The sequence below is a fragment of the Bradyrhizobium genosp. SA-4 str. CB756 genome (assembly GCF_000473125.1).
Classification (GTDB): domain Bacteria; phylum Pseudomonadota; class Alphaproteobacteria; order Rhizobiales; family Xanthobacteraceae; genus Bradyrhizobium; species Bradyrhizobium arachidis.
In genome coordinates, this window is the sequence record NZ_KI421499.1 from 2,308,240 (window position 1) to 2,333,027 (window position 24,788).

Here is a 24,788-nt window from a genome sequence, read left to right on the forward strand (position 1 = left end):
TTCGTCGGCAACGGACGAATGAAAGCAATTAGTGGTTGACCCTAGCATCCGAAAATAGCGCACACCACTACTATGTGAAAGTTAGTGGCGTTCTCGGCATGCGCATTTCAGGGAGTCGATTCAGACGATTCGTCCACGCCGCGCGGATATTGCAGGACGCCGATTATTGCGGAGCGTCATTGCGAACGTGCATTCACAAACAAGGTCCTGCATCTGCTCATTTTTGGGCTTCGGCCTGCTGAAATGTGCTTTGCCCCACGCATGACGACTGAACTGCCTTGCGCTCGAGACTGACGTAAACGATAGGTGATTCAGCCGACGGTAACCGGGAGGATGGCGGTGAAGGCGAAGGGTAAACGCACAGGCAAATCGTCGAGCGACACGACCGCCAAATTCCAGCCCCTGAGCGCGGACGACCTCAACGGCATTGTTGGTGGAAATATCACGCCGCCTCCCGGTCAATTCAATTCGATTGCGGGCTTCGATACGTCCCATCTGAATCTCGATGCGAACTCGATGCTCGCCGGCGTCTCTTCCCAGGAGATCGCGCAGGCCGTCGTCAATCACCAGACGACCGAAACTCAGGCCATGCATTTGATCGAGGCGGTGGCTGCCTACGATCAGACTCACGCCACTCAGGCGCTTGCTGACTTTGCCGGCGCGATCACGCAGACTTCGGGCCACAGCAATGATGGGTATGCGGTCGGCGCCGAGATCGGCCATCTGATCGCCGCGGGGCAGGTGAGTGCCACGCAGGCGATATCGGACATTGCGGGAGCGGTTACCGCAGGGCAGTCGACCGGCCATGTGGCGGTCACCATGCTCGCGGGTATGAGCGGACCGGTTTCCGCGAGCGTTCAGGCCGCGGCTGGAACGGAAATCGCGGCGCTGGTGACCGCGGGCAGCCTCACCGCAACACAGGCCGTAACCGACATCGTCAACGCAAATGGTGCGGCGGGTGCGCTGACCCTCGATCAAGTTATCAATGTCCTGAACGATGCAGCCGGTACGCCGGCGATGCACGCCGCGGTCGCGAGCGAGTACAACAGCCTGATGGCGAGCGGTCTGACCACGGGCAACCACATCACCGCCGATATCGGTGCCGCAGCGGCGCATTCCTATTCGGGAATCAGCCACGATTCGACCGCCGACATGAACATGATCATGGTCGCGAAAACCCTGACCATGGATGCGGTGATCGCTGGCGATTATGGCGCTCTGGCGGGTTTCCAGCCGTTGTTGGCCACGATGCAGAACGCCGTCGCCAACGGCAACGAGTCCGTTCTCGACAACGCAGTGGCCAATAGTGTGCTGTCGCTGGTGAATGCCGGCGGCCTCACGCTGACGACGGCCGTTGCGGATCTGGTGCAACAGATCAACAGCCACGCCATCAGCGGCGATCAGGGCTTTGCGCTGCTGAATTCGCTGGTGAACCTCGCGCCGAACTACTCCAATCTTGCGAACAACGTCGGTAGTCCGCTCTCGGTCGATGCCGTACTCAATCAATTGGCGCCGGCGAGCGCGCAGACGGGGAGTCTTTCCGACGTCGTCGCCGCAGTGAATTCCGGTCGGTTGGCAGTGGGGCAGGCCATCGCCGCGCTTGGCGGCCTTGCCGCCGGCTCCACGGTCGCGCAGATCACGGCAGGTGCCGACATCGCCGGATTCATCCAGTCGGGCTATATTACCACCAATGCGGCCATTGCTGACATCGTCAGCTCCAACTGGTCCACTACGGAGACGTTCAATTTCCTGCTCGGCATGGCGAGCAGCGGCAACACCGCGATCGCGGGCGCCGCGATTGCGGAAATGCCGAGCGTAAGCTCGCCGTCGCAGGCGATCGCCGCCATCAATTCCGCCATTGGCCTGACCGCGATCACGCCGACGCAGGCGCTTGGTATCCTGGTTGATCTCGCCGGTTCGACCGGTACGCAAGCGGCTGTCGCCGGTGAGATCGATTCCCTGATCTCGAACCACCAGCTGACCACGTCGCAGGTCATGACCGCCATCGGCAGCGCGGTGACCTCATCGGCCCTGACCGCGACGGAAGCCGTGACCTTGCTGGCAGACATCGCGGCGCCGGCGTCCACTGCCGTGCAGACCGCCGTCACAGCGGAAATTGCGTCTCTGGTGACCGCTGGCAATCTGACCGCCGATCAGGTGGTCACGGCGCTGGCTGGTCTTGTCGCGGGCGGCGGGGCTGCGATGCAGTCATTCGTTGCGACGGAGATCGGCGCGCTTGTCGCGGCGAACCAGATCACGACGGTGCAAGCGTTCGCCGACATCGCGGCCGCAGGTGCTTCACATGTTCTGAACCCCGGTCAGACCATTGCCCTGCTGGCGTCTTTGGCTTCCAACTCAACGCCTCTGCAATTCACCTTGGGGTCCGACATCGCCACGATGATCGGGTCGGGTGCGATCACGGCAAGTGCGGCGGTTACCGACATCGCCGGCCTCAACCTGTCGGCGTCGGAGGCATTCAATATACTGCTCGGCCTGGCCACCAGCGGCGACACAGCGACCGCAAGGGCCGCCACCGCGGGAATGGCGAGCCTGCTGTCGCCAACGCAGTTGGTCAGCGACATCGATTCCGCTATTGCCACATTCACGATTACCGCTGCACAGGGAGTGGGTCTGCTGATGGACCTCGCCAGCAGTGCGAGCATGACGCCGGCGGTCGCCGTCGAAATCGATTCACTGATCGCGAGTAATCAGATCACCGCCAGTGCGGCGATGAGCGCAATTGGCGCGGCGGTGACGTCGTCCGTCCTCACGGCGGCGCAAGCCGTGACTTTGCTGGCCTATGTCGCGGTCCCGGCTCCGACGGCCGTGCAAAATGCGGCCACCGCCGAAATTACGACACTGCTGACGAGCCGCGCGATCACGGCCGATCAGGTGGTCGGTGCGCTGGCCAGTGTCTTTGCTGGCGGCACCACAGCGATGCAGGCATTCGTGGTCGCGGAGATCAACGGGCTGGTTGGCGCGAACCAGATCACGGCCATTCAGGCCGTCAGCGACATTGCGGCCGCCGTGACCGCGCATGTCCTGACCGCCGACCAGGCCGTCTCCTTGCTGAACATGCTGTCCGCCACCGGATCGACCGCCATGCAGGCCGCGGCCGGCGCCGAGATCGCGGCGCTGATCGGCTCGGCCTCGATTTCCACCACCAATGCCGTCGCCGCCATCACCCACTCGACCAACACGAGCAGTGTCGCCTCGATCGAACTCGCGATCGTGCAGCTGATGAACGTCGCGGCGAGCGGCAATGCGTCGGTGCGCGCGGAGATCAACGCGGACATCGCGGCGTTGATTTCGGCGACCTTCCCGGCCGATACCGCGGTGACCTTCCTCGCTAGCCTCGCCGCGAGCAACAACGCCGCGCTCGACAATGCGGTCGCCGGCACGATTCTGTCTCTGGTCGGAGGCGGCGCGTTGTCGATCACCTCCGCGATCGCGGACGTGACGCAGGCGGTCAGCACCCAGGCCATCAGCGCCGACCAGGCCGTGGCGCTGTTCGCGTCGATGCTTGGCGCCGTCGGGAGCAACGCCATCAACCAGGCCGCGATCGTCACGGCGCTCGGTCAACTGGTCTCCGGTTCGCTCACCCTGTCGGCCGTCATGGCGGACATCGTCACGGCCGTGGGTGGTGGTCAGTTGACGGCGGCGCAGGCCATCTCGGCCTTTATCAGCCTGATTGCCGGCGGGTCCATCGGCGTCCAGGTCGCCGCCGGGACCGAGATTGCCGCGCTGATCCAGACCGGCGCGATCACCGCCAGCGCTGCGATTACGGCGATCGGTGGCCTCGCCTCGGCCGAAACCTTCAACATCCTGATCGGCATGGCGGTCAGCGGCAATGCCGCGACCACGAGTGCGGCCGTCGCGGACATCAGCACGCTGGTGTCGCCGGGGCAGGCGCGCCTCGACATCATCGCGGTGCTGAACGCGTCCGCCGTCACGGCGCCGCAGGCGCTGCCCATTCTGGTAGACCTCTCCGTCATCCCGTCGTCACCCGGCGACGGGTTTTCCTGGCAAACGATGATGTCCCAGGAAATCTCGACATTGCTGAGCGCTAGCCAGGTCTCGGCGACGCAGATCACCGCTGCGGTCGACGGCGCCGTTAGGGCCTCAGCTATCACCGCAGCCGCGGCCGTGAACCTGCTGACCAATCTCGGCTCGTTGGGGTCGACGAGCACGCAGACCGCGATGTCGGCAGAGATCGTCGCGCTGATCACCGGGGGCAAGATCACGGCCGTGCAGGCGATCGCGGGGCTGACCAGCGTCTTCACCGGGTCTGGTGGCAGCGAAGGCGGCAGCGTGGCGTCGTTCACGACGAACTTCGTGTCGCATACCATCGGCGCGCTGGTTGCGGCCGGGCAGGTCTCCAACACGGCCGCGATCAACGACATCGTTGGGCTGATCTCGTCGAGATTCACGCCGGCGACGGCGGTGGTCGTGCTAGCCGGATTTGCGTCGAACAACAGCCTGACGCTCGACAATGCGGTGGCGGCCGCCATCGTGTCCCTGCTGAACGCCCAGACATTCAGCATGACTCAGGCCGCCCGTGGCGTCTCCACCGCGGTGAGCAACGGCGCGATTACCGCTGACCAAGGCATCACCTTGCTGGCGGCGATGCTCGGCATCACCGGCAATGTCAATCCGAATTCGCCGCTCGGCCCGACCGGAATCTATCAGGCGCTCGCGGCGCTGGTTCCCTCGCAGATCACCGCGACGGCGGCCGTGGCGGACATCGTCACGGCGGTCGGCAACGGCCAGCTGACGGCGGTGGAAGCGATCAACGCGTTCGCCTATGTGGCGAGCTCCATCGCGGCGCAATTCGCCGCGGGCCAGGACATCGCCGCGATGATCCAGTCCGGGGCCATCACCGCCAGCGCCGCCATTGCACAGGTCGGCAGCCTCGCCCCGGGCACCATTAACAGCAACGAAGCGTTCTATATCCTCGCCGGCATCGCGCTCAATGGCAGCAGCGCGACCGCAAGCGCCGCCGCCGTCGTCATGGCTGGCCTCGGCGTGCCGGGGCAGGCGACCCAATACATCACCACGGCCGTCAACAGCGCGGCGATGACGGTCCCGCAGGCGGTCAGCATCCTGCTCGAGCTCGCGGCCGTCACCGGCATGCAGGCGGCTGTCGGCGCCGAACTCGGCACATTCATCTCGAACAACCAGATCACCACGGCGCTGGTGATGACCGATATCGGCAACGCGGTGGCGGCGTCGGTTCTCACGGCGACGCAGGCCGTGGACGTGCTGGCGGATCTCGCGGCGCCGGCCTCGTTGGCGGTGCAAAACGCTGCCGCAGCGGAAATCACCGCGCTGGTGAGCGGCGGCTACATCACCGGCCATCAGGCGGCCACGACGCTGATTGGTCTCCTCACCGGCGGCACGGCGGCGATGCAGGTCTTCGCGCTCTCCGCCATCAACGCGCTTATTGCCGCGAACCAGGTCGCCGCCACGCAGGTGGTGGCCGACGTCGCCGCCGCTGGCGCCGCCAATGCGCTGACCGCGGACCAGACGATCTCGTTGCTGACGTATCTGGCCGAGTCCGGGTCCGGGGCGGTGCTGGCCGCCGTCGGCGCCGATATCGCCGCGATGGTCACGGCCGGTACCGTGACCGCCACCCAGGCGGTCGCCGACATCTTCGGTACCACCGACACCATTACGCCGACCAGTATCCTGCCCGCCATCCCGGTGATGATGTTCGCGGCCGCAAGCGGCAATGCGAGCTTGCAGAGCGCCATCGTTGCACAATTGTCGTCGCTGGTCGCGCCGTTCTACAGCGCCAGCAGTCTCGATCAGAACGTCGTCTCGGCGCTGAACGGCGCCTTCGCGGTCAGCAATGTCCCGAGCATCGTGCATATGATGCGCGATTTCCCGGGGCTAAACGTTTCGGCGGCCGAGGTGAACGCTGACATCGTCAGCGCCGTTGCGAGCGGAGCGCTGACGGTGAGCCAGGCGATCGCGGTCCAGCAGGCGCTCGCGGCTCAGCTCGGTTCTGCGTGGCCCAATACGCCGATCACCCAACCCCAGATGGCGACAGCGCTCGGAGCGCTCGCCGCGTACAACAACCCGACGGTCAATTCGCTTGTCGCCAGCACCATCTGGTCCATGGTCAGTGGCGGCCAGTTCGCGTCGTTCAATGTCGTGCTGAACCCTGCCGTCAACGGCAACGCCACGCTCAATGTCACGCAGCAAGCGGCGCTGTTGCTGGCGCTGGCGGCCGACGCGCCCAGCGGCGCGAACAGCACCGTCTACCTCAACACCATTGGCAGCGTCTTCGCCTCTCTGACGGCCGCCCACGGGCTCCCGCTCACCCAGGTGACAGCCGATATCACTGCCGCGGTCAACGCCCATCAATTGACCGGCGGCCAAGCGGTTCAGGTGCTGGTCGGCGCCGGATCCATCAGCATCGCCGCCCAGATCGTGGTCGGCGGCCAGATCGACGCGCTGATCCAGGCCGGCAGTGTCAGTGTGTCCGATGCCGTCGCGCTCGTCGCCGCGCTCGGCGCTGCCGACGCGTCGTTCGGCGTGCTGATCGGCATGCTGGTCAGCGGCAACAGCGCAAACATCAGCACTGTTGCGCAGGAGATGCTGAGCCTTACTCAGATCCAATTCCCCGCGTCGGCCTTCAACGACATCAACACCGCGATCTACGCCGGCGCCATCACGGCGGATCAGGGCCTTGCGGTGCTGGCGGCGTTCGCCGCGGCCGGCAACGCCTCGACCCAGATTTCGGTCGGTGCGGAGATTGCTGCGCTGATCGGCAACAGCACCATCACGTTGACCGGTGCGATCACCGACATCGGCGCTGCCGTCACGTCGACGGTCCTGAGCGGCGCCCAGGCGGCCAACATCCTGCTCGGCCTCGCGAGCCAAGGGAGTGTGACGACGCAAGTCGCCGTCGGCGGCGAATTCGCCGCGCTGGTGACGGCGAACGCTCTGAGCGCCAATGCGGCGACGGCCGACATCGCGGCCGCGGTTCCATCGATCATCACGGCCAGCCAGTCCTTCAATATCCAGATCGGGATGGCGTTGAGCGGCGACCCGGCGCTGCAGACAACCCTGACGCCCGCACAGGTCATGACCAACATCAACGGCGCGCTGGGCGCGTCGTCGATCACGATCACTCAGGCGCTCGCCTTGCTGGCGCAGCTCGCGAGCGGCAGCAGCGCCATGCAGTCGGCGGTGGCCGGCGAGATCAATCTGCTGGTCGGCAACGCGACCATCACCGCGGCGACAGCGGATCAGGCGTTCGCGGTGCTGGCGCAGCTCGCACACGTCGGCAACAGCAGCATCCAGTCGGCGGTTGTCGGCGACATCAATCTGATGATCGCGGATTCGATCATCACCACGTCGCAGGCGATGACCGACATCGCCACGGCGGTGCACGGTGCGTCGCTGACTGGCGATCAGGCGGTGGCGCTGCTGGTGGGCATTGCCGCGCAAGGCACGCTCAGTGTGCAATTCGCGGCCGGCGGATCGATCGTCGGGCTGATCGCGGCCGGCCAGCTTGCGGCCACCAGTGCGGCGACCGACATCGGCAATGCGGTCACATCGTCGAGCCTCGCGTCCGATCAAGCGGTCGCGATCCTGCTTGGTATGTCGGTCGGCACCAATGCGGCCGCGGCCTCGGCGGCAGCGCACGAACTGCAGATTCTCGTCACGCCCGCGCAGCTCATCGCCGACATCAACAACGCGGTGACGGCGTCCCAGCTCACCGCGACCCAGGCCTTGAGCGTGCTTGCCACGCTGGCGGCGACCGGATCGACCGCGATGCAGACCGCGGCGGTGACCGAGATCAACACCCTGATCGGCGGGCTCACCGTCACGCAGGCGATGAATGAACTGCTCGCCATCGCCGCCAACGGCCTGACCGTGCAGGGCGCGGTGGCGAGCGAAATCAACACGCTGATTTCAGGCAACCTCCTCACCGCTGCGCAGGCGGCGGCCGATATCGGCGCTGCGGTGCCGTCGGTGCTGACGGCGGACGAAGCCGTCACGCTGCTGATCAATCTTGCCACTTCGGCGCCGGCCGCCGTGCAGACCGCCGTCCGCGCGGAGATCTCCACGCTGATCACCGGCGGCCAGATCACCGCCGACCGGGCAGTCATCGACCTTGTGGGCGTTGCCGCGACGGGCTCTGCGGCATTGCAGGCGGCCGTCGTCGCCGAAATCAACACCCTGATTGCCGCCAACCAGACCACCGCAGCGCGGATCATCGCCAATCTTGGCACTGCGGTCGCCACTGGTCTGCTCGGCGTGGACGAAGTGATCACGCTGACAGCGATCCTGGTGGCCTCATCGTCGCAGGCGCAGGTGTATCAGGCCGGACTCGGCATCGCGAACTTCGTCAACTCCGGTCTGGCCACGGCCGCCCAGGCCGTCGCGGATGTGATGAGCGCGACGTCGCAGGGTGTCACACTCGATCAGGCCTACGCCCTGCTGGTCAATGCGGCGGGGGGGAATTCGGCGCTCGACGCCGCGCTGAGGACCCAGCTCTTCACCGGCACCGTGCCCGATCTCCCGTCTCTCGCAGCGCTGCTGCCGGCAGCGAATTCCGCGGTCGCTGCAGAGATCGGAAAGGCGATCCTCTGGACTGCCTATCAGACCCCTGCGACGACGCAGGCTCAAGCCAATCAGGACCCGCAAATCGCCGCCAATGCCATCGTCACGCAGCCGTGCGATCAGGCCGTGACGGCGCTGGTCGCCATGGCGGGCCTCGGCGCCCAATTCGGCGCGAACGCGGGCGACGTCGGGCGGATCTTGGGCGCCGCCGTGATCAACGGAATCGAAGCGATCATCGGCCATGGCCAGGTGACCGGCGCAAGCGCGGTCGCCGATATCGTCAACGGCCTGAATGCCGGGCTGATCTCGGCCGATCAGGCCGCCTACATGATGACGTATCTGGCGAGCTCGGGCTACGTGACGCAGGCTGCCGCCGGCGCAGGCATGGTGGCCGCGATCGCGCAATCTTCGCTCGTCTTCACCAAGCTGTACGCAGGCGACTACACGTATTTCATTCCTTCGCAGTACAACCTCGATCAGCAGGTCCAGCTGTACGCGGGCGTGATCGGTGCGCCCAGCGCCAGCCCGTCGTTGCAAGCCACGGTGGCGGGCTGGATCGCCAGCTATACGCCGCTCTCCCTCTCCGGAGGGCAGGTCGTCGGCGACATCGATGTGTTGGTCGCCAGCGGCGCACTCACGCCCGCGCAGGCAGCGGTCGTATTCTATCAGCTCGGCGCCAACGTCGGCAGCGCTTATGGCGGATATACGGATTCGCTACAGACGGCCCTTCAGGGCGCGATTTCGGGGCTCGGCCCCAACGCCACCGCCGGCATCGTCGAGCTGATCAGCGATCAGATCATCACCGCGGATCATGGCGTCGCCCTGTTGCTGAGCCTCGTTGGCAACGGCACTGGCTCGAACAGCCTGGTCGCCAGCGAAATCGCGACCCTGGTGCACAACAACGCCACGACCGCCGCGCAGGTGATGACCGACATCATCACTGCCGTCAGCTCCGGCGGCGCCACCGTCGACCAGGCGGTCACGCTGCTGGCGGTCCTGTCGGTCCAGGGGAATGCGACGCTGCAATCCGCGGCGGATGCCGAGATTCTCTCGCTCGTCACCGGCAATCAGATCCCGGCCGCGCAGGCGATGACAGATATCGGCAACACCATCGCGGCCGGCACGCTGACCGGCGACCAGGCGATGGCGCTGCTGGCGAGCCTTGCCGGAAGCGGCAATGCGGCGGTACAGGCCGCGATCGGTAGCGAAATCGCAAGCCTCATCGGCGCCGCCAAGCTGACGGCGAGCCAGGTCAACACCGATCTCGCCACTGCGATCACCGCCAACGCGCTGACGGTCGACCAGGCGGTTGTCGTGCTCGGCAGCGAAGCCCTTGCGGGCAGCGCCGCGGTGCGCACTGCGGCCATTGGCGAGCTCTCGGCGCTGGTCAGCGGCAACCAGATCACGGCCGCCCAGGTCGGCGCTGATATCGGCAGCGCCATCGGCACCGGCTTCACGGCCGATCAGGCGGTCGCGCTGCTGGCCAGTATCGCGGCCCAGGGCAATGCGGCCCTGCAGGGCGCTGCCGCGACGGAAATTCTCGCCTTGATCGCTGGCCATCAGGTCACCGCCGCGCAGGCGATGACCGATATCGGAAACGCCATCACCGCCGGAACGCTGACCGGCGACCAGGCCATCGGTGTGTTCGCCCTGCTGGCGAATTCCGGCACCGCGGCCGAACAGGCCACCATCGGGGCCGAACTGGCGACGCTGATCGCCGCGGCCACGATTACCGCCACGCAGGTCACGACCGATATCAACACGGCGATCACCTCCAGTACGTTGACCGCCGACCATGCGGTCGCCGTGCTCGCCAATCTCGCGACTGCCGGCAGCTCCACGGTGGTGGGTGCCGTCGTCACCGAAATCGCCGCGTTGGTCGGCGCGAACAGGATTTCGGCCGCCTCTGTTGCGACCGATATCGTCGGCACCATCGGTGCGTCTCTCACGATCGACCAGGCAGTCGCTCTGCTGGCCGGCGTTGGCGGCCAAAGCGGGGTGGCGCTGCAAGCCGCTGCCATCAGCAACATTCTCACGCTGGTCCAGAACAGCCAGATCACCATCGCGCAGGCGCTCACCGACGTCGGCGGCACCGTCGCGGCCGGCACCCTCACGGGCGATCAGGCCGTCGGCCTGCTGGCGGCTCTCGCCAATGCCGGCAGCGCGGCGCAGCAGCAGGCGGTCGGCACCGAGATCGCGGCGCTGATCGCGGCGAACCGCATCACCGCCTCGCGGGCGATGACGGATCTCGATAGCGCGGTCGCAGCGGGTGCAATCACTGCCGATCGCGGCATCACCGTGCTGGCCGGCGTCTGGCTTGCCGGCGGCACCGGCGTGCCCGCCACCGTGGTCAGCGAAATCCTCGCGCTGGTCACCGAGGCCAGGCTCAGCGCCGCTCAGGCTGCGACCGATATCGGCGGCATGGTGGGCGGCGTGCTCACCGCCAATCAGGATGTGACGTTGCTGGCGAACCTGTGGCTGCAGGGCGGCACGACGGTCCGGGGCGCTGTCGCTCAGGAGCTGGTCACACTCATCACCAACGGCAACGTCACGGCCGCGCAGTTCGGTGCTGCGATTACTGCGGGCGCGCTGACGGCCGATCAGGTTATCGCCCTGATGGCCGTGGTCGCCAGCGACGGCACGACCCAGATTCAGACCGCCATCGGCGCCGGCATTGCGGCGCTGATCGCCGGCAACCAGATCACCGTCACGGCGGCGATCAGCGACATCAACACCGCCATCGCCAACGGCGTGCTCACGCCGGACCAGGGCGTCACGGTCCTGTCCGGCATGTCGGCGAACGGCAGCACGGCAGTGCAGACCGCGGTCGCTGACGAGATCGAGGTCCTGATGGATCCGGTCATTTCGGCCAGCCAGGCGATGGCCGACATCGCCAATGCGGTCGGCAACGGCATCACGATCGACCAGGCCGTCGCAATGCTGGCGGTGCTGTGGACAGAGAACGATGCGACGCTGCAAGGCGCCGTCGTCAGTGAAATTCTCGCACTGATTTCCGGAGGCCAGATCACCGCCGTGCAGGCGATGACCGATATCGGCAACACGCTCGCTGCCGGCACGCTGACCAACACCCAGGTCACAGCGCTGTTCAGCGCGCTCTCGAGCGCCGGATCGTCGACCGTGCAGACCGCGGTGGCCATCGAGGTTGCGAACCTGCAGGGCGTCGCGGGCATCGATGCGCAGGTCACCAGTCACGGCATCACGGCCGCCGCCGCCATTCCGGCGCTTCTGAATCTGCTCGCCGGCGATCCGTCGCAGCAGTCGGCGGTCACGACCGAACTTCTCAAGCTCGCCGGAGAGACGCCCAGCGTTGTTCCGCTGATCGCGTCGGATATCGCCGCAGCCATCGGACAAAATTTCAGTGCCGATCAGGCAATCAATCTGCTCATCGTTGTCGGCGCGCAGGGCAACGCCGCGCTGCAAGCCAGCTGCGGCGCGGAGATCGCGTCGCTGATCACCAGCAACCAGGCCAGCATCGCTCAGGTGATGTCGGACATGTTGGGCGCGGTCGATTCGCAGTGGACCGCGGGTCTCGACCCCTGGGCGCGCACGGGAGCCGATATTCGGACCATATCGCCGGATCAGGCGATTGCGCTGCTGACCGCGATCTCGTCGCATTCGGGCGCCGCCGTCCAGGTCGCGGCCGGCGACACGATCTTCGTGTTCACACAGTTGAACTGGATCTCGGCTGCGCAGGCGGTCGGCGACATCACCGCCGCGGTCACGTCGGGAGCGCTTGGCGCAGGACCTGCGGTGGTCATGCTGGCTGCGGGCGCCGAATTCGCCGCCAATATCCTGCAATCGGGCTACTATACGATCTTCAGCAACGGTATCCCCGCGAACTACGTCGCGCCGACCCAGTCGGTCTTCCTCGGCGGAATCACCACGCTGATTGCCAACAATGCGTTGAGCGCGGCCGCCGCCATGGCGGATGTCGCAACCATCGCGGGCCTCCCCACGCTCGGCTTTACCGATCAGGCGACACAATACTGGATTTATCGGACGCAGTTCGGCAGCGTCACGACCACCCAGTATCAAGGGCCTAGCTACATCTACACCTACAGCATCGATAGCGTCGGGGTGAACGCCACGACCGCGCCCGCTAACGCCAGCCACGTGTTGTCGCTGCTGGTCGGCCTTGCGGAAATCGGCACAACGGCGGTGCAGTCTGCGGCCGGCACCGAAATCTCCACACTGATCGGGCAAAATCAGATCACCGCGACGCAGGCGGCGACCGCCATCGGCGGCGCGATCGGCAATGGCATGACCGCCGACCAGGTGATGGCGATGCTGGCGGGCATCGCCGCCACCGGCAGTTCAACCGCGACGGCGGTGGGTAATGAAATCCTCGCGCTGGTGACCGCCGGCAAGATCACGCCCACGCAGGCGATGACCGATATCGACCACGCGGTCGCCGCGTCGGCTCTGCCGGCCGGCGCTGCGCTCACGGTGCTCAATGCCGTTGCGGCCGGAGGCAATGCCAGCGAGCAGACCGCAGTGATCGGCGAGGTCGGTGCATTGCTCGTTGAAAGCAAGATCACGTTCTCGCAGGCGCTGTCGCTGTTGGCGACCGTCGCGGGCGAAGGCCCGACCGCCGTGCAGACGGCGGCCGTCAGCGAGATCGCAACGCTGATCACGGGCCATCAGCTCACGGCAACGCAGGCGCTGCCGACGCTCATCACCATTGCGGGTGACGGCAACGGTACCGTGCAGGCGGCGGTGGTCAGCGAGATCGTCACGTTGCTTACGGGCAATCAGCTCACCGTGACGCAGGTCGTCTCCGGCATCGGCAATGCTGTCGGCGCGGGCCTCAACGGCGACCAGGCGGCCAGCATGCTGGTGTTAGTCGCGGCGCAAAACACCGCGGCCCAGAGCGCCGTCACGGCCAAACTCGATGCCCTCGTCAGTGGCAACCAGATCACGCCCAGCCAGGTGACGGGCGCGCTCCTTTTTGCGTTCGCAGCCGGAACGATGTCGAACGGCCAGGTGCTGTCGATGCTGATTGGCGTGGCCGCAGGTGGCAATACCGCGCTTGCGCTCGCCGTCGGCGCCGCGATGGATCCGTGGGTTGGCGGCTCTTACAGCCCCAATTATCTCAGCATCAACGGCGTCGCCGCGGTCGTCGCGGCCGTGACCTCGCATACCTTGAGCGCCAACCAGGCCGTCGCGGTGCTCGCCAGCATGGAGATGACTGTCTTCAACTACGAGGTCCAAACGGGGCAGGGCAACTCCGCGCTCTTCGCCGCGTGGGTCACCAACAATCTCGTCGCCACAAACCTTATCACCGCCGAGCAGGCGGTTGGAGCGCTGCTGCCGCTCTGGGGGCAGAACAGTACGTTGCTGCAAGCGACCGTGGTCAAGGAACTGACCGCGCTTCTGGCCGGCAACGGGTCGGGTGCCTTGATGACGCCGGCCGCGCTGATGGCTGACATCACGACGGCCGTCACGTCGAATTCGTTGCCCAGCTCTCAGGCCGTCATCCTGCTCGGCGCTTTGCAGTCGTTGGCGCCGACGACTTCCTATCCGGCCATCCTCAACGAGATCGGCGCGCTGGCCAATCTCGTCGGTGGGGGCCAGATCATCGCGCAAATCCAGGCGACGCTTACCTCGAGCCAGGTCCAGACCATCTTCTCCGACCTCGAAGGGTCGATCTACTTTGTAAACTCCAAGGTGGCGCAATTCATGGCCCAGCTGTTGGCCGGCGTTGCCACCACCGGCGCCGCCAACACGATGCTGGCCGGCGCCGCGCTCGCCTCGATGGTCGTACAGCAGCAGCTCACGGTCTACACGTTCAACATCACGCCGCTGATTACGAGCGGCGCCCTGACCCAGGCCCAGGGCGTCAATGTGCTCGCGGCGACCATCGCCAACCTTCCGTCATCGGCCATCGAGTCCGTCGGCATCGCCGGACAGCCGGGCGTCAACGCGATCAACAACCTCGCCAACTACATCGCCGCTCTGGCAGGTGTCGCGGCGATCGGCGAGATCGACGCCTTTGTCGGTGCGTCGTCGGCGTCGATGACCGCCTGTGGCGCGCTCGCCGGGGCGTTCGCCGATCTTCTCACGCGGTTGAACAGCCAGGGTCAGCCCCTGGCCACCGTCGCGCAGATCGTGACGCAGGTGAACAACGACGTCAGCAACAACGTGCTCGGGGCCGACCGGGCGATCTGGTTGCTCTCGGGCCTCGCCGCTCACGTGACCAGTCCGCTGATCGGTGCCGAAATCGCCACGCTGGTGACCAGCGGCCGCATCACCGCCGCGCAGGCGATCAGCGATCTCGATGCCGCCGTCACGGGCAATCTGTTGTCCGCCAGCCAGGCGATCGCGGTCCTTGGTGGCATTGCGGCGAACGCGCATGGCAATGCCGCGCTGCTGACCGGTGTCGCCAACGAAGTCGCAAGCCTCGAAGGCGCCGTCCTCGGCACCACGCAATTCCAGGCCGCCATCACGTACGCCGCGGGTGAGTTCGTCGCGCTCGCCAGCGGCCAGAAGACCGCCGCGCAGGTGATCACCGATCTTGAAACCTATTCGACCGCCAGCGTTCCGGCGGACGTGCTGCTGAGCGTGGCGCTGATCGAAAGCCAGGGCGCCGGCCTGACGACGGCCGCCAACGCGCTTGCGACCGAGATCTACAACCGCATCAACAACGATGCCGCGGAGAGTGGCCTCGCCCAGCTGGTCTCGCAGGGCATTCTCTCCCTGACGATGGCCCAACAGATCGTCACGCAGGCCTTGACCGCCGCGTGGTCGAACATTCCGACGCCGGTCCTCAATCTGCCAAACGTGCCGGCGACCGGACCTTATTCGGCCAGCGTCACCGGCGGCATCACCGCGCCGATGACCTTGCAGCAGGCTCTCGTTCCCGCGATCGATCTGCTGAACCAGGATGTCATCGCCTATACGGACGCCCCCGCTGTCATCGCCGGAACGATGACCGCTGCGACGGCGATCGCCAACGTCGAAGCCTACAGCGGGTCCTTCCCCTATGTGGTCGACGTGGCGCTGATGCATCTGTCGATGCTGGTGAATGCCGGCGTCGGCCCGGCGCCGAACCTGACGCTTCTGCAGCAGCTGGGCGGTTACACCCCGGCAGATCTCCAGGCCGTCCAGAACGCCTACAACGCCCTCACCGCGGCGAACGCCGCAATTCTGGTGGCGCTGGGCCATCGCCTCGGTACCGGCACCACCGAAATCGGCCTGGTGGGCGCGATCACCGGCGGATACCTGTCGTACGCCCAGGCGATGGCGCTCCTGAACAGCGAATTGACGGCCGCGCTGGTGCATGCCTCGACGACCGAAAACAGCGCGCTGCACAGCGTGGCGTATGCCTGGATCGACATCGTCGCCAACAACATTGCCAACTCCGGCGCCCTCTCGATCCACAACGCCGCGCTGGCGGTGCAGAGCCAGATCGAAAGCGGCGGCCTCACGACCATCCAGTCGTTGCTGACCGGCATTGCGACCGTCAATGCCGTCGAGAGCAATGCGGCCAATTACTCCGTTGAGACCGATCTCGCTGGTCACCTCAGCCAGATGTGGATCTCCTTGATATTGCCGGCCAATGCGAGCGTTACGGACGTGGCCCAGGCCGCTCACACAGCGGCGGCCTGGTACCAGCAGGCCTGGACCACGGCGTGGACCAACTTCCCGCTGTCGCACATCATCGGCGGCGAGATCGTCGGCAATGCGACCGCCGCGCAAGGCTACATGGATCTGCTGTCAAATCTGCTGGTGAGCGGCCTGCCGATCGGGCAGGGGCCGCTGTTGAATGCTCTCGGGCTCGGCAAGAACGTCCAATCCATGCAGTCGGCGCTGATCAACCAGATCTTCGGCACCACCAGCGAGTTCGTCGATCCGGAGGACATGGCCAACGGCTTCGGCGATGTGCTCAGGGACGCCTGGGAAAAGATCAGCTTCGGCTATGGCAAGGGTCTGACCGGAAGCGGCGCCGGCGAGGCGGGCGAATTCGAGGTGGAGCTCAGTGGCGGCGGGCTTATCGAGTTCAGCCCGGCCATGACATTCACGATGGTTCAGCTGGCGTCGAACGGCATGGTCTCGTTGATGACCGCGGACGCCACGGCGAAGTACTTCGACCTCCATCCGGACGGGGTCAATATTTCGGGGCCTCTGCTGGGCGCGTTTAGGCTCATCGCCAATACTTGCAACCTCGTCACCAACCTCCTGAACACCACGGCGCTCACCTACATGGGGCAGATCTATACGATGGGTACGGACATCGTGAATATTTTCGCCGACATCGGCAACACCCAGAAGATCGCTGCAGATGGTGCGGCGCTGGGTGAGGCGTTGTTCCAATATTCGGTGGGCTTCCAGTTCCCGGCCGTGCAGAATCTCGCGCAGGATGTCGGCGCCGCGTTCCAGGATCTGTTCACCGGGCATCCGCTCAGCCTCGCCAGCGACGTGCTGTCGCTTGGTGGCGACGCGATCCGGCTGATCCTGAGCAATCCCTACCTGCAGGCTGCCGCCGCTGTGCTCAACACCTACGCCACGCAGGTGGAGGACGATCTTGGCCTGAACAGGGTTGCCAATGCGTTCGAGAGCCTGGGGGATTGGCTGGCCGAGGCCAGTGCGCTGCCTCCGAACACCACCGTGCAGCCGCTGGGCCTCAACTCGGCGACGTTCTATCAAACCCTTCAGTCGACCTTCAGCTGGCTGTGAGGCAGACGTCAGGTTTGGGATTAGGAGTTCACGTGTCCGATCAGACCGAAGTGCCGGCGTCCGGCAAGGCCGCCGATCCCGCAGACCCAAAGGCGGCAGAGGCCTTGGGCACGGCGCTGGGCCTCTCCCTCCAGCAATTGGCCGCCGCCAACGACGCGCAGCAGATTGCCATCCTGGCGATGACTGCGGTCCTGGCGCTGTCGCCGGGGACCGCGGCCATCGAGACCGACAAGCTCGGGGCCGTGCTGGCGATTTTGACCAAAGGCCAGCCCAACGGCGACGCCTACCGGGCGCGGATCGCCCAGTATGTCAGCCTGATGGTAAATATCGCCCGCAAGCTGCCTGCGGCGGTGGAGGAGGCGAAAAAAGCGGCTGCTCAGGCGCCTGCGGTCGCCGCCGAGAGCGCGCGAAAGGACAACTGACGGCGTTGGTCAGGTCAGCCGCCGCGGAATTCACCATCCGCGGCAAAAAGCTGAAGCGCCGCAAGGCCATTGGTGTAAATATGGCGGGCCACCCGATCAGGACGGGCGCGGCCAGGCGTAGCGAACGGGCATGGCGAACGAGGGCATTTTTCGCGAAGCAGCACTCGAGAGGTTGTCGGCGCCGGAGCGGCTCGACCAGGGGCTCCGCATTGTCGGACGTCCGACTTGGGTCGCGCTGCTGGCGCTGGCGGGTCTCGTGGTCGGCGGCCTGATCTGGAGCATCGTCCTGACGGTGCCCGTCACGGTGCCGGGGCAGGGGATTTTGCTATCGCCAGGCGGCCTGCTCGACGTGACCGCCGACAATCCCGGGCGTCTGTTGAGCTTCAGCGTGGCGGTCGGCGACAAGATCAAGGCCGGTACGGCGGTAGCCCGGCTCGATCAGCCGGAAATTCGCGAAGACCTGATCAACGCGGAAGCCGAATACCGCGATGCCGTCGGTGAACGCGACCAGATCGTGAAATTCCAGGAGCGCCGCGGGCCGGCACTCGCCGCCTCGATCGCGCAGCGCCGGCAGGGCTACAAGGACGATATCGCGTTTCTTGAAAAGCAACTCGGTTGGCTCGACGAGATCGCCAAGGGCGACGCCGTGCTGATGGACAAGCAGATCCTCACGCGCAAGAGCGCGCTCGAGACCCGCGTCGAGATCGGCAAGGCGGAGGCGCAGCGCGCGCAGGCCCAGGACGGCATTCGCAACCTCGATTTCGAGGCCACCAAGGCGCAGACCGACGATGAGCGCGAACGCCTCAACGTCGAACTGAAGGTCGCGGCCGCCGAGCGCAAGATCCGCACGCTGCGCGAGAAGCTCGACCGCCAGAGCGTGGTGCTGAGCCCGTACGACGGCACTGTCATCGAACTCAAGGTCAATCCGGGCGAAATCGTCGATCGCAACGCCGCTTTGTTCTCGCTGATTCCCGACAAGGTCGCCGAGGCGCTGCCGAAGGTTGACAAAGACCCGATCGGGCCGCTCTATGCGGTTGTCTATGTGCCGTCGAACGACGGCAAGAAGGTCCGCCCCGGCATGAACGTGCGCCTGTCGCCCTCGACGGTGCGGCGGGAAGAGTTCGGCTTTATCGAAGGCCGCGTCCGCACCGTGGCGGAGGTGCCGGCGACCGCGGAAGGCATGTACCGCACGCTGAAGAACCGGCAGCTGGGACAGTCGCTCGCCAAGGACGGCGCCCCTTACGAAGTCGTGGTGGACCTGTTCGCCGCCAGGGACACGCCGAGCGGCTATCGCTGGTCTTCCTCGCGCGGCCCCGATCTCAGCATCAACGCCGGCACGACGGTCGGCAGCGACATCGAGACCATGTCGTTGCCGGCCCTGAGCCTGTTGATCCCGCCGCTGCGGCAGGTTCTGGGAAGCGGTTCGTGAAGGCGTTGCTTGCGCTGAAAACCAAAATCGCCGAGGCGACGTCGCGCGCGGCGCTGCTGTTGTATTTCGCGTGGCCAACGCTGCGGGCACGCATCGGCGACGCTTCGGTGCACAGGACACCTACGATCCTTCAGTACGAGGCAGCTGAATGCGGCGTCGCGTGTCTCGCCATCCTGCTCGCTTATTTCGGCCGGTGGGTCCCGATCGAGGAGCTGCGTGAGGTCGCCGGTGTGAACCGCGACGGGACCAATGCGAAGAATCTGCTGCTCACCGCAGAGCGCTACGGACTTGAGGGCGGCGGCTATACCGTCGGTCCAGACGATCTGACCGACGACGTTCTGCCATGCATCGTATTTTGGGAATTCAATCATTTCGTCGTGGTGGAGCGCCGCACCAGCGAGAAAGTCTGGATCAACGATCCGGCGACCGGTCCCTGTGTTCTCACGACGCAGGATTTCGATCGGGCGTTCACCGGGGTGATACTCGCCCTGAAGCCGGGCCCCGATTTTGCTGCGGGAGGTGAAGCGCCTGACCTGGTGCGCAGCATCCGCCAGACCCTGCCGGGCTTCAAGGCGCCGATCCTGGCCGCCGTACTCGGCGGCTTCCTGCTGGTGGTGCCGGGCCTGATGATCCCCGGTCTGCAACGCGCGTTCGTCGACTACTACATGATTGCCGGATTGTCGCGCTGGCTGTGGTGGCTGGTCGGTGGCATCGCGGCGATCGCGCTCGCGAAGGGACTGCTGACCTTTCTGCAACAGCGCACGCTGGCGCGGTTCCAGGTCAAGCTCGGAGTCGACACCAGTGGCCGTGTGTTGTGGCACATCCTTCGCTTGCCGATGGCGTTCTTCGCCCAGCGCAACAGCGGCGAAATCACCAATCGTCTCATGGTCAGCGACCGCCTGACCGGCCTGCTTTCGGGCAGTCTCGCGGTCACGTTCATCGGCCTGCTGTCGATCGTGATCTACGCGCTCGTCATGCTGGCCTACAACGTGCCGCTGGCGTTGGTGGTGATCGCATTCGCGGCACTCAACCTCGCGCTGCTGGTCTGGTTGTCGCGCCGGCTGTCGGACGCCAACCGGCGCATGCTGCAGGACGAAGCCCGCATGCAATCCACCATGATCCACGGCTTCGCCAATCTTGATACCTACCGCGCCAGCGGCGCCGACAACCTGTTCTTCCGGCGCTGGGCCGGCGAGCACGCCAAAGTCGTCAGCGCCGAGCAGGCCATGGCGTTCTGGCAGCGGCTTCTGGCCGGCCTGCCAATCCTGCTCGGCACGATCGCCGGTGCCTGTATCGTGTTCATCGGCGGCGTCGGCGTGATGCAAGGCACCATCAGCATCGGCATGCTGGTGGCGTTCCAGGCGCTGATGGCCAATTTCAACGCGCCCGTCACCAGCGTGATGGGGCTGACCGCGCAATTGCAGCAGGCGCGGGGCCATATCGACCGGCTCGGCGATGTCGGCCGGCAGCGCGTCGATCCAATTCTCGAGGCCCCTGATGAGTCGGGCGTCATTCCGGCGCTGCATGGCGCCCTGGATATCCAGGGCCTGACCTTCGGCTACACGACGGTGACGGCGCCGTTCCTACGCGACATTTCGCTGAAAGTGCCGGCCGGCGGTCGCGTCGCCATCACGGGCGCCACCGGCAGCGGAAAGTCCACGCTCGCCCGGCTGATGGTTGGCCTGATGACGCCGCGCGACGGCGTGATCCGGATCGATGGCATCGATCTCGCCCGGCTGTCGGCGCCGGTGTTGCGCTCGGCGGTGGCCTATGTGGACCAGACCACCACGCTGTTCGGCGGTACGGTGCGCGAAAACCTGACCATGTGGGATCTGACCATCAGCGAGGATCGCGTGGTGGCGGCGGCCCGGGACGCGATGGTGCACGAAATGATCGCGTCGCGCCCGATGGCCTACGAGACGCGCGTCGACGACAATGGCCGCAATTTCAGCGCGGGCGAACGTCAGCGCCTTGCCATCGCCCGGGCGCTTGCTGTCGATCCGGTGCTGATCGTGTTCGACGAAGCCATGAGTTCGCTGGATTCCATCGCCGAACAGGGAATCATCGACAATATCCGCCGCCGTGGCTGCACTTGCATCCTGATCTCGCACCGCATTTCGACCCTGCGCGATTGCGACGAAATCATCGTCCTGGACGAGGGGCGCATTGTCGAGCGCGGCCGCCACACCGCCCTGATGGCGGCGCATCGCCAATACCAGAAGCAGGTCGAGGCATGATGGCGCCCCGCCCACCCGTGCTGACCCTGGCGTCGAGTGACGGCATGCTGGCCGCGCCGTTCGCGGCCGCGCCCAGCATCAATCTCGAGCCCGGCGAGGCCCTGGCGCTCAGCGCAACCCGGCAAGGCCACATCATCGCCGCCGGACGGGTCGAGATCTATCTCACCGTGAAGAGCGGCGACGAGCTGTCGGGACGCATGTTCCTGTGCGAACTCGGCGGCGGCGAGTACATCGCGCCGATCGTGGTGGAGGACGATCTGCTGGTGACCGCGGTGGCGGTCGAGACCAGCGCGATCGCCGCCATCCGTACCGACACGCTGGCCATCCAGGCCAAAGGCTCCGAGCAGCAGCACAACGCGGTGGCCGCATCCATCGACGGGTGGCTTAGTCATCTGAGCGCCGCCGTGAGCCGCATGGTCGGCCCGGCGCCGCTCGATATCGTCACGTTCGCGCCCGGCGAACAGGAGAAGGCCGCAGGCGAAGCCGCGCTCATGACCCGTGGCGGCGTGGTCTGGTTGACGGCGCTAGGCGCCGACCTGTCGTGCTGTGGCGGCGTGCCGGTCGCCGGCATGAATCGTCGGCAGGTGGCGGCGGTGGCCGGCGGCATCTGGATCTCGCCGGCACGGCCCTGCGAGGTTCATGCGGTCGGCACCGCCGATATCCTTCGCCTGTCGGAATGGCAGCGCCTGCTGGAGTTCACCCACGCCACCTTGTTCTCGCTGGTCCGGCGCGCACACGACACCCGCCAGGACGCGTTGCGCCAGGCGGTCCAGGGCCGGATGGCGCGCACCACCCGCACGGTTAATCGCGCCTTCACGCGATTCGACGCGGTGCTGGGCAAGGTCGCGCCGCAAGCGGCCGCCGAGCCTGTCGGCGACGAGCCGTTCGTCGCGCCGTTCGTCACCATTGTGGGCAAGCTCGGGCTCGACTTCACCAACCGGCAGCGCGAACAGCTGTCGCGGGCGCGCAATGTCGACGACGCAGCGCGCGCGGTGCGGTTGCGCAACCGGCAGGTGGTGCTGAGCGGCGACTGGCTGCAGCAGGATCTCGGTCCGCTGATCGGTTTCCTCGACGATGCGCGGCGCCCGGTGGCGCTGATCCCGACCGACGCGAAGCGCTGGGTGATGATCGAGGCGGAGCACGCCAGGCCGAAGCCGGTCGACGCCACGCTAGCGGCCCGGCTCGCGCCGCAGGCGCACATGCTCTATCCGCCATTCCCGGATGGGCCGATCGGGTTTCGGCAGTTCATCGGTTTCGGCTGGCTGCGCAACCGGTGGGATACGGCGCTTGCCGTCTCCATGGCGCTGGCCTCCGCGCTGCTCGGCCTCGCGACGCCGATGGCGATGCAACTGGCGTTCGATCGCTTCATTCCGGGCCACCAGACGCTGTCGCTGTTCACCCTCGGCATGGGCCTCGTGCTGGCCGCGTTCATCGCCGCCGGCTTTCGTTTCGTGTTCGACATCGCAAGCCTGCGGCTCGACGGGCGCGGGGCGGGCGCCTTGCAGGCCGCCTTCATGGATCGGCTTTTGCGGCTGCCTGACAGTGCGTTGCGCATGAGCCCCGGCAATATCACGAGCCGCCTCGTCGCGGCGGATCAATTGCGCCGCGGCGCCTATTCGCTGATGCTCGGCTCGATTTCGGCGCTGTTCTTTTTCGTCAGCAACATTGGCCTGATGTTCTACTACTCGCCCGCGGCGGCGGGGGCGGCGATCGGGCTGTTCGCCCTGATCGCCGCGATTGCGGCGTTCTGCGGCTATCATCAGCTCGATGCGCTGCGCCGCGGGGAGGAAATCCTCTCCGATATCTACGGCATCGTGTTCCAGCTCGTGCATGGCATCACGACTCTGCGCGCCACCGGATCCGAGCAGCGCGGCTTTGCGCGCTGGGCCATGGATTTCGCCGAGCTGCGCTCCCGCATGTACCGGGCGCGGACCTTCGGCACCCTGTTCGAAACGGCGCTGGTGGTCTTCGAGCTGCTGGCGCTGGCGCTCATCCTGTTGATCCTGTCGCAGCTGTCGCGCGACGAACTCTCGACCGGCGCGTTCGTGTCCTTCATCGCCGCCTATGGCGCCTACATGGGCGCCTCGTTGCAACTGGCACGCAGCGTCGTCGCCGCCTGGAATTCGCAACCCTCCTGGGGGCGCGTGGCGCCCCTGCTGCGCGTCGCGCCTGACGTCGCCGGATCGAAGCGCGATCCGGGCGTGCTGACCGGCAACATCGATGTCACCAACGTCTATTTCCGTTACGGCCCCGATGCGCCGTTCGCGCTCCAGGGCGTCTCGTTATCGCTGGCGCCGGGCGAGCACGTCGCGCTGGTCGGCCCGTCGGGATCCGGCAAGTCGACCCTGATGCGGCTGCTGCTCGGGTTTGAGATGCCGGCGAGCGGCACGGTGCAATACGACCGGCAGGATCTGCGCTATCTCGACATCGAAATGGTACGGCGGCAGATCGGTGGCGTGTTGCAGAACACCGCGCTGTTTCCCGGCACGCTCTATGAAAACATCATGGGCACCCACGAGGGCACGCTCGAGCAGGCCTGGGAGGCCGCGCGGCAGGCCAATGTCGACCAGGACATCCACGCCATGCCGATGGGCATGCACACAATCGTGACCGAAGCCGCAGCGGCGTTTTCCGGCGGCCAGATCCAGCGGTTTGCGCTCGCCCGCGCCCTCGTCGGCAAGCCGCGCATTCTGCTGCTCGACGAGGCCATGAGCGCCGTCGACAATTTGACGCAAGCCCGCCTGACCGACAGCCTGCACCGGCTGGCGGTGACGCGCCTCGTCATCGCGCACCGCCTCACCACCGTGAAGAGCGCCGACCGCATCATCGTTCTCGACCGCGGTAAGGTGGTGCAAACCGGCCGTTACGACGAGCTGATGGCGGTCAAGGGCTTGTTCGCCGATCTGGTCGCGCGGCAGCTTGTTTGAAATTCAACACGGCTTTCTGCCTGCAGGATATCCGGCGGTCGCGCATGCAAATGATGTGTCGTTGGCCTCGCTGGTGTGGTGGCGATTGATTTCAATGGTGGGCCCGGCAGAACTCGAACCTGCAACCAGGCCGTTATGAGCGGTGGGGGCCAACCTGACCTCGCATAGGGGAGGGTTCCCCTACAGCGAGTAGGCCGAAGGGCACTTTTGAGCGTGAAATGCACCAAAACTCGCCTTCCGCTACCGTAACCCGTTGAAATGATAGTAAATGAGTCCGCCGCTCCGAGCGCACCACCTCGGAACTAGCTATAGTTGTTGGTGTTTTGCGGCTTGGCTTTTCGGGCTATCTTTCGAATGCAAGTTCGCTCGTCGAATTTGAAGCTGACGTTTCGTCGGTGGGGCAGCGAGAGAGGCCAAGGCTGAGCCAACTGCGCGGATCACTGCGGCTTGCCTGGCACACCCAGCTCTAAAGCGCGATGAGATCGGGATGAATCGTCAT

General features: G+C 65.8%; 5 protein-coding genes. All 5 read left to right on the top strand.

Annotated elements, in window-relative coordinates:
* The first annotated feature begins 339 nt into the window (after positions 1-339).
* The 5 genes from BRAGE_RS0111535 to BRAGE_RS0111555 all read left to right on the top strand — a co-directional run bounded on the left by BRAGE_RS0111535 (position 340) and on the right by BRAGE_RS0111555 (position 24,289).
* On the top strand, positions 340-17,274 hold the full coding sequence (locus BRAGE_RS0111535; RefSeq protein ID WP_141263006.1) for a beta strand repeat-containing protein: 16,935 nt from the start codon (positions 340-342) through the stop codon (positions 17,272-17,274).
* 32 nt (positions 17,275-17,306) lie between these two features.
* Positions 17,307-17,696, top strand: coding sequence for a hypothetical protein (locus BRAGE_RS0111540; RefSeq protein WP_027559778.1), 390 nt, complete (start codon positions 17,307-17,309; stop codon positions 17,694-17,696).
* A gap of 130 nt (positions 17,697-17,826) precedes the next feature.
* Positions 17,827-19,125 (top strand): NHLP bacteriocin system secretion protein, encoded by a 1,299-nt coding sequence (locus BRAGE_RS0111545; RefSeq protein ID WP_027559777.1) that lies wholly within the window; start codon positions 17,827-17,829, stop codon positions 19,123-19,125.
* Entirely contained in the window at positions 19,122-21,362 is a 2,241-nt protein-coding gene (locus BRAGE_RS48380) for a cysteine peptidase family C39 domain-containing protein (protein WP_051377825.1), read from the top strand. The genes BRAGE_RS0111545 and BRAGE_RS48380 overlap by 4 nt, the downstream gene beginning before the upstream one ends.
* On the top strand, positions 21,359-24,289 hold the full coding sequence (locus tag BRAGE_RS0111555) for an NHLP bacteriocin export ABC transporter permease/ATPase subunit (protein WP_084334381.1): 2,931 nt from the start codon (positions 21,359-21,361) through the stop codon (positions 24,287-24,289). Before BRAGE_RS48380 ends, BRAGE_RS0111555 begins: the two co-directional genes overlap by 4 nt.
* Positions 24,290-24,788: the final 499 nt, after the last annotated feature.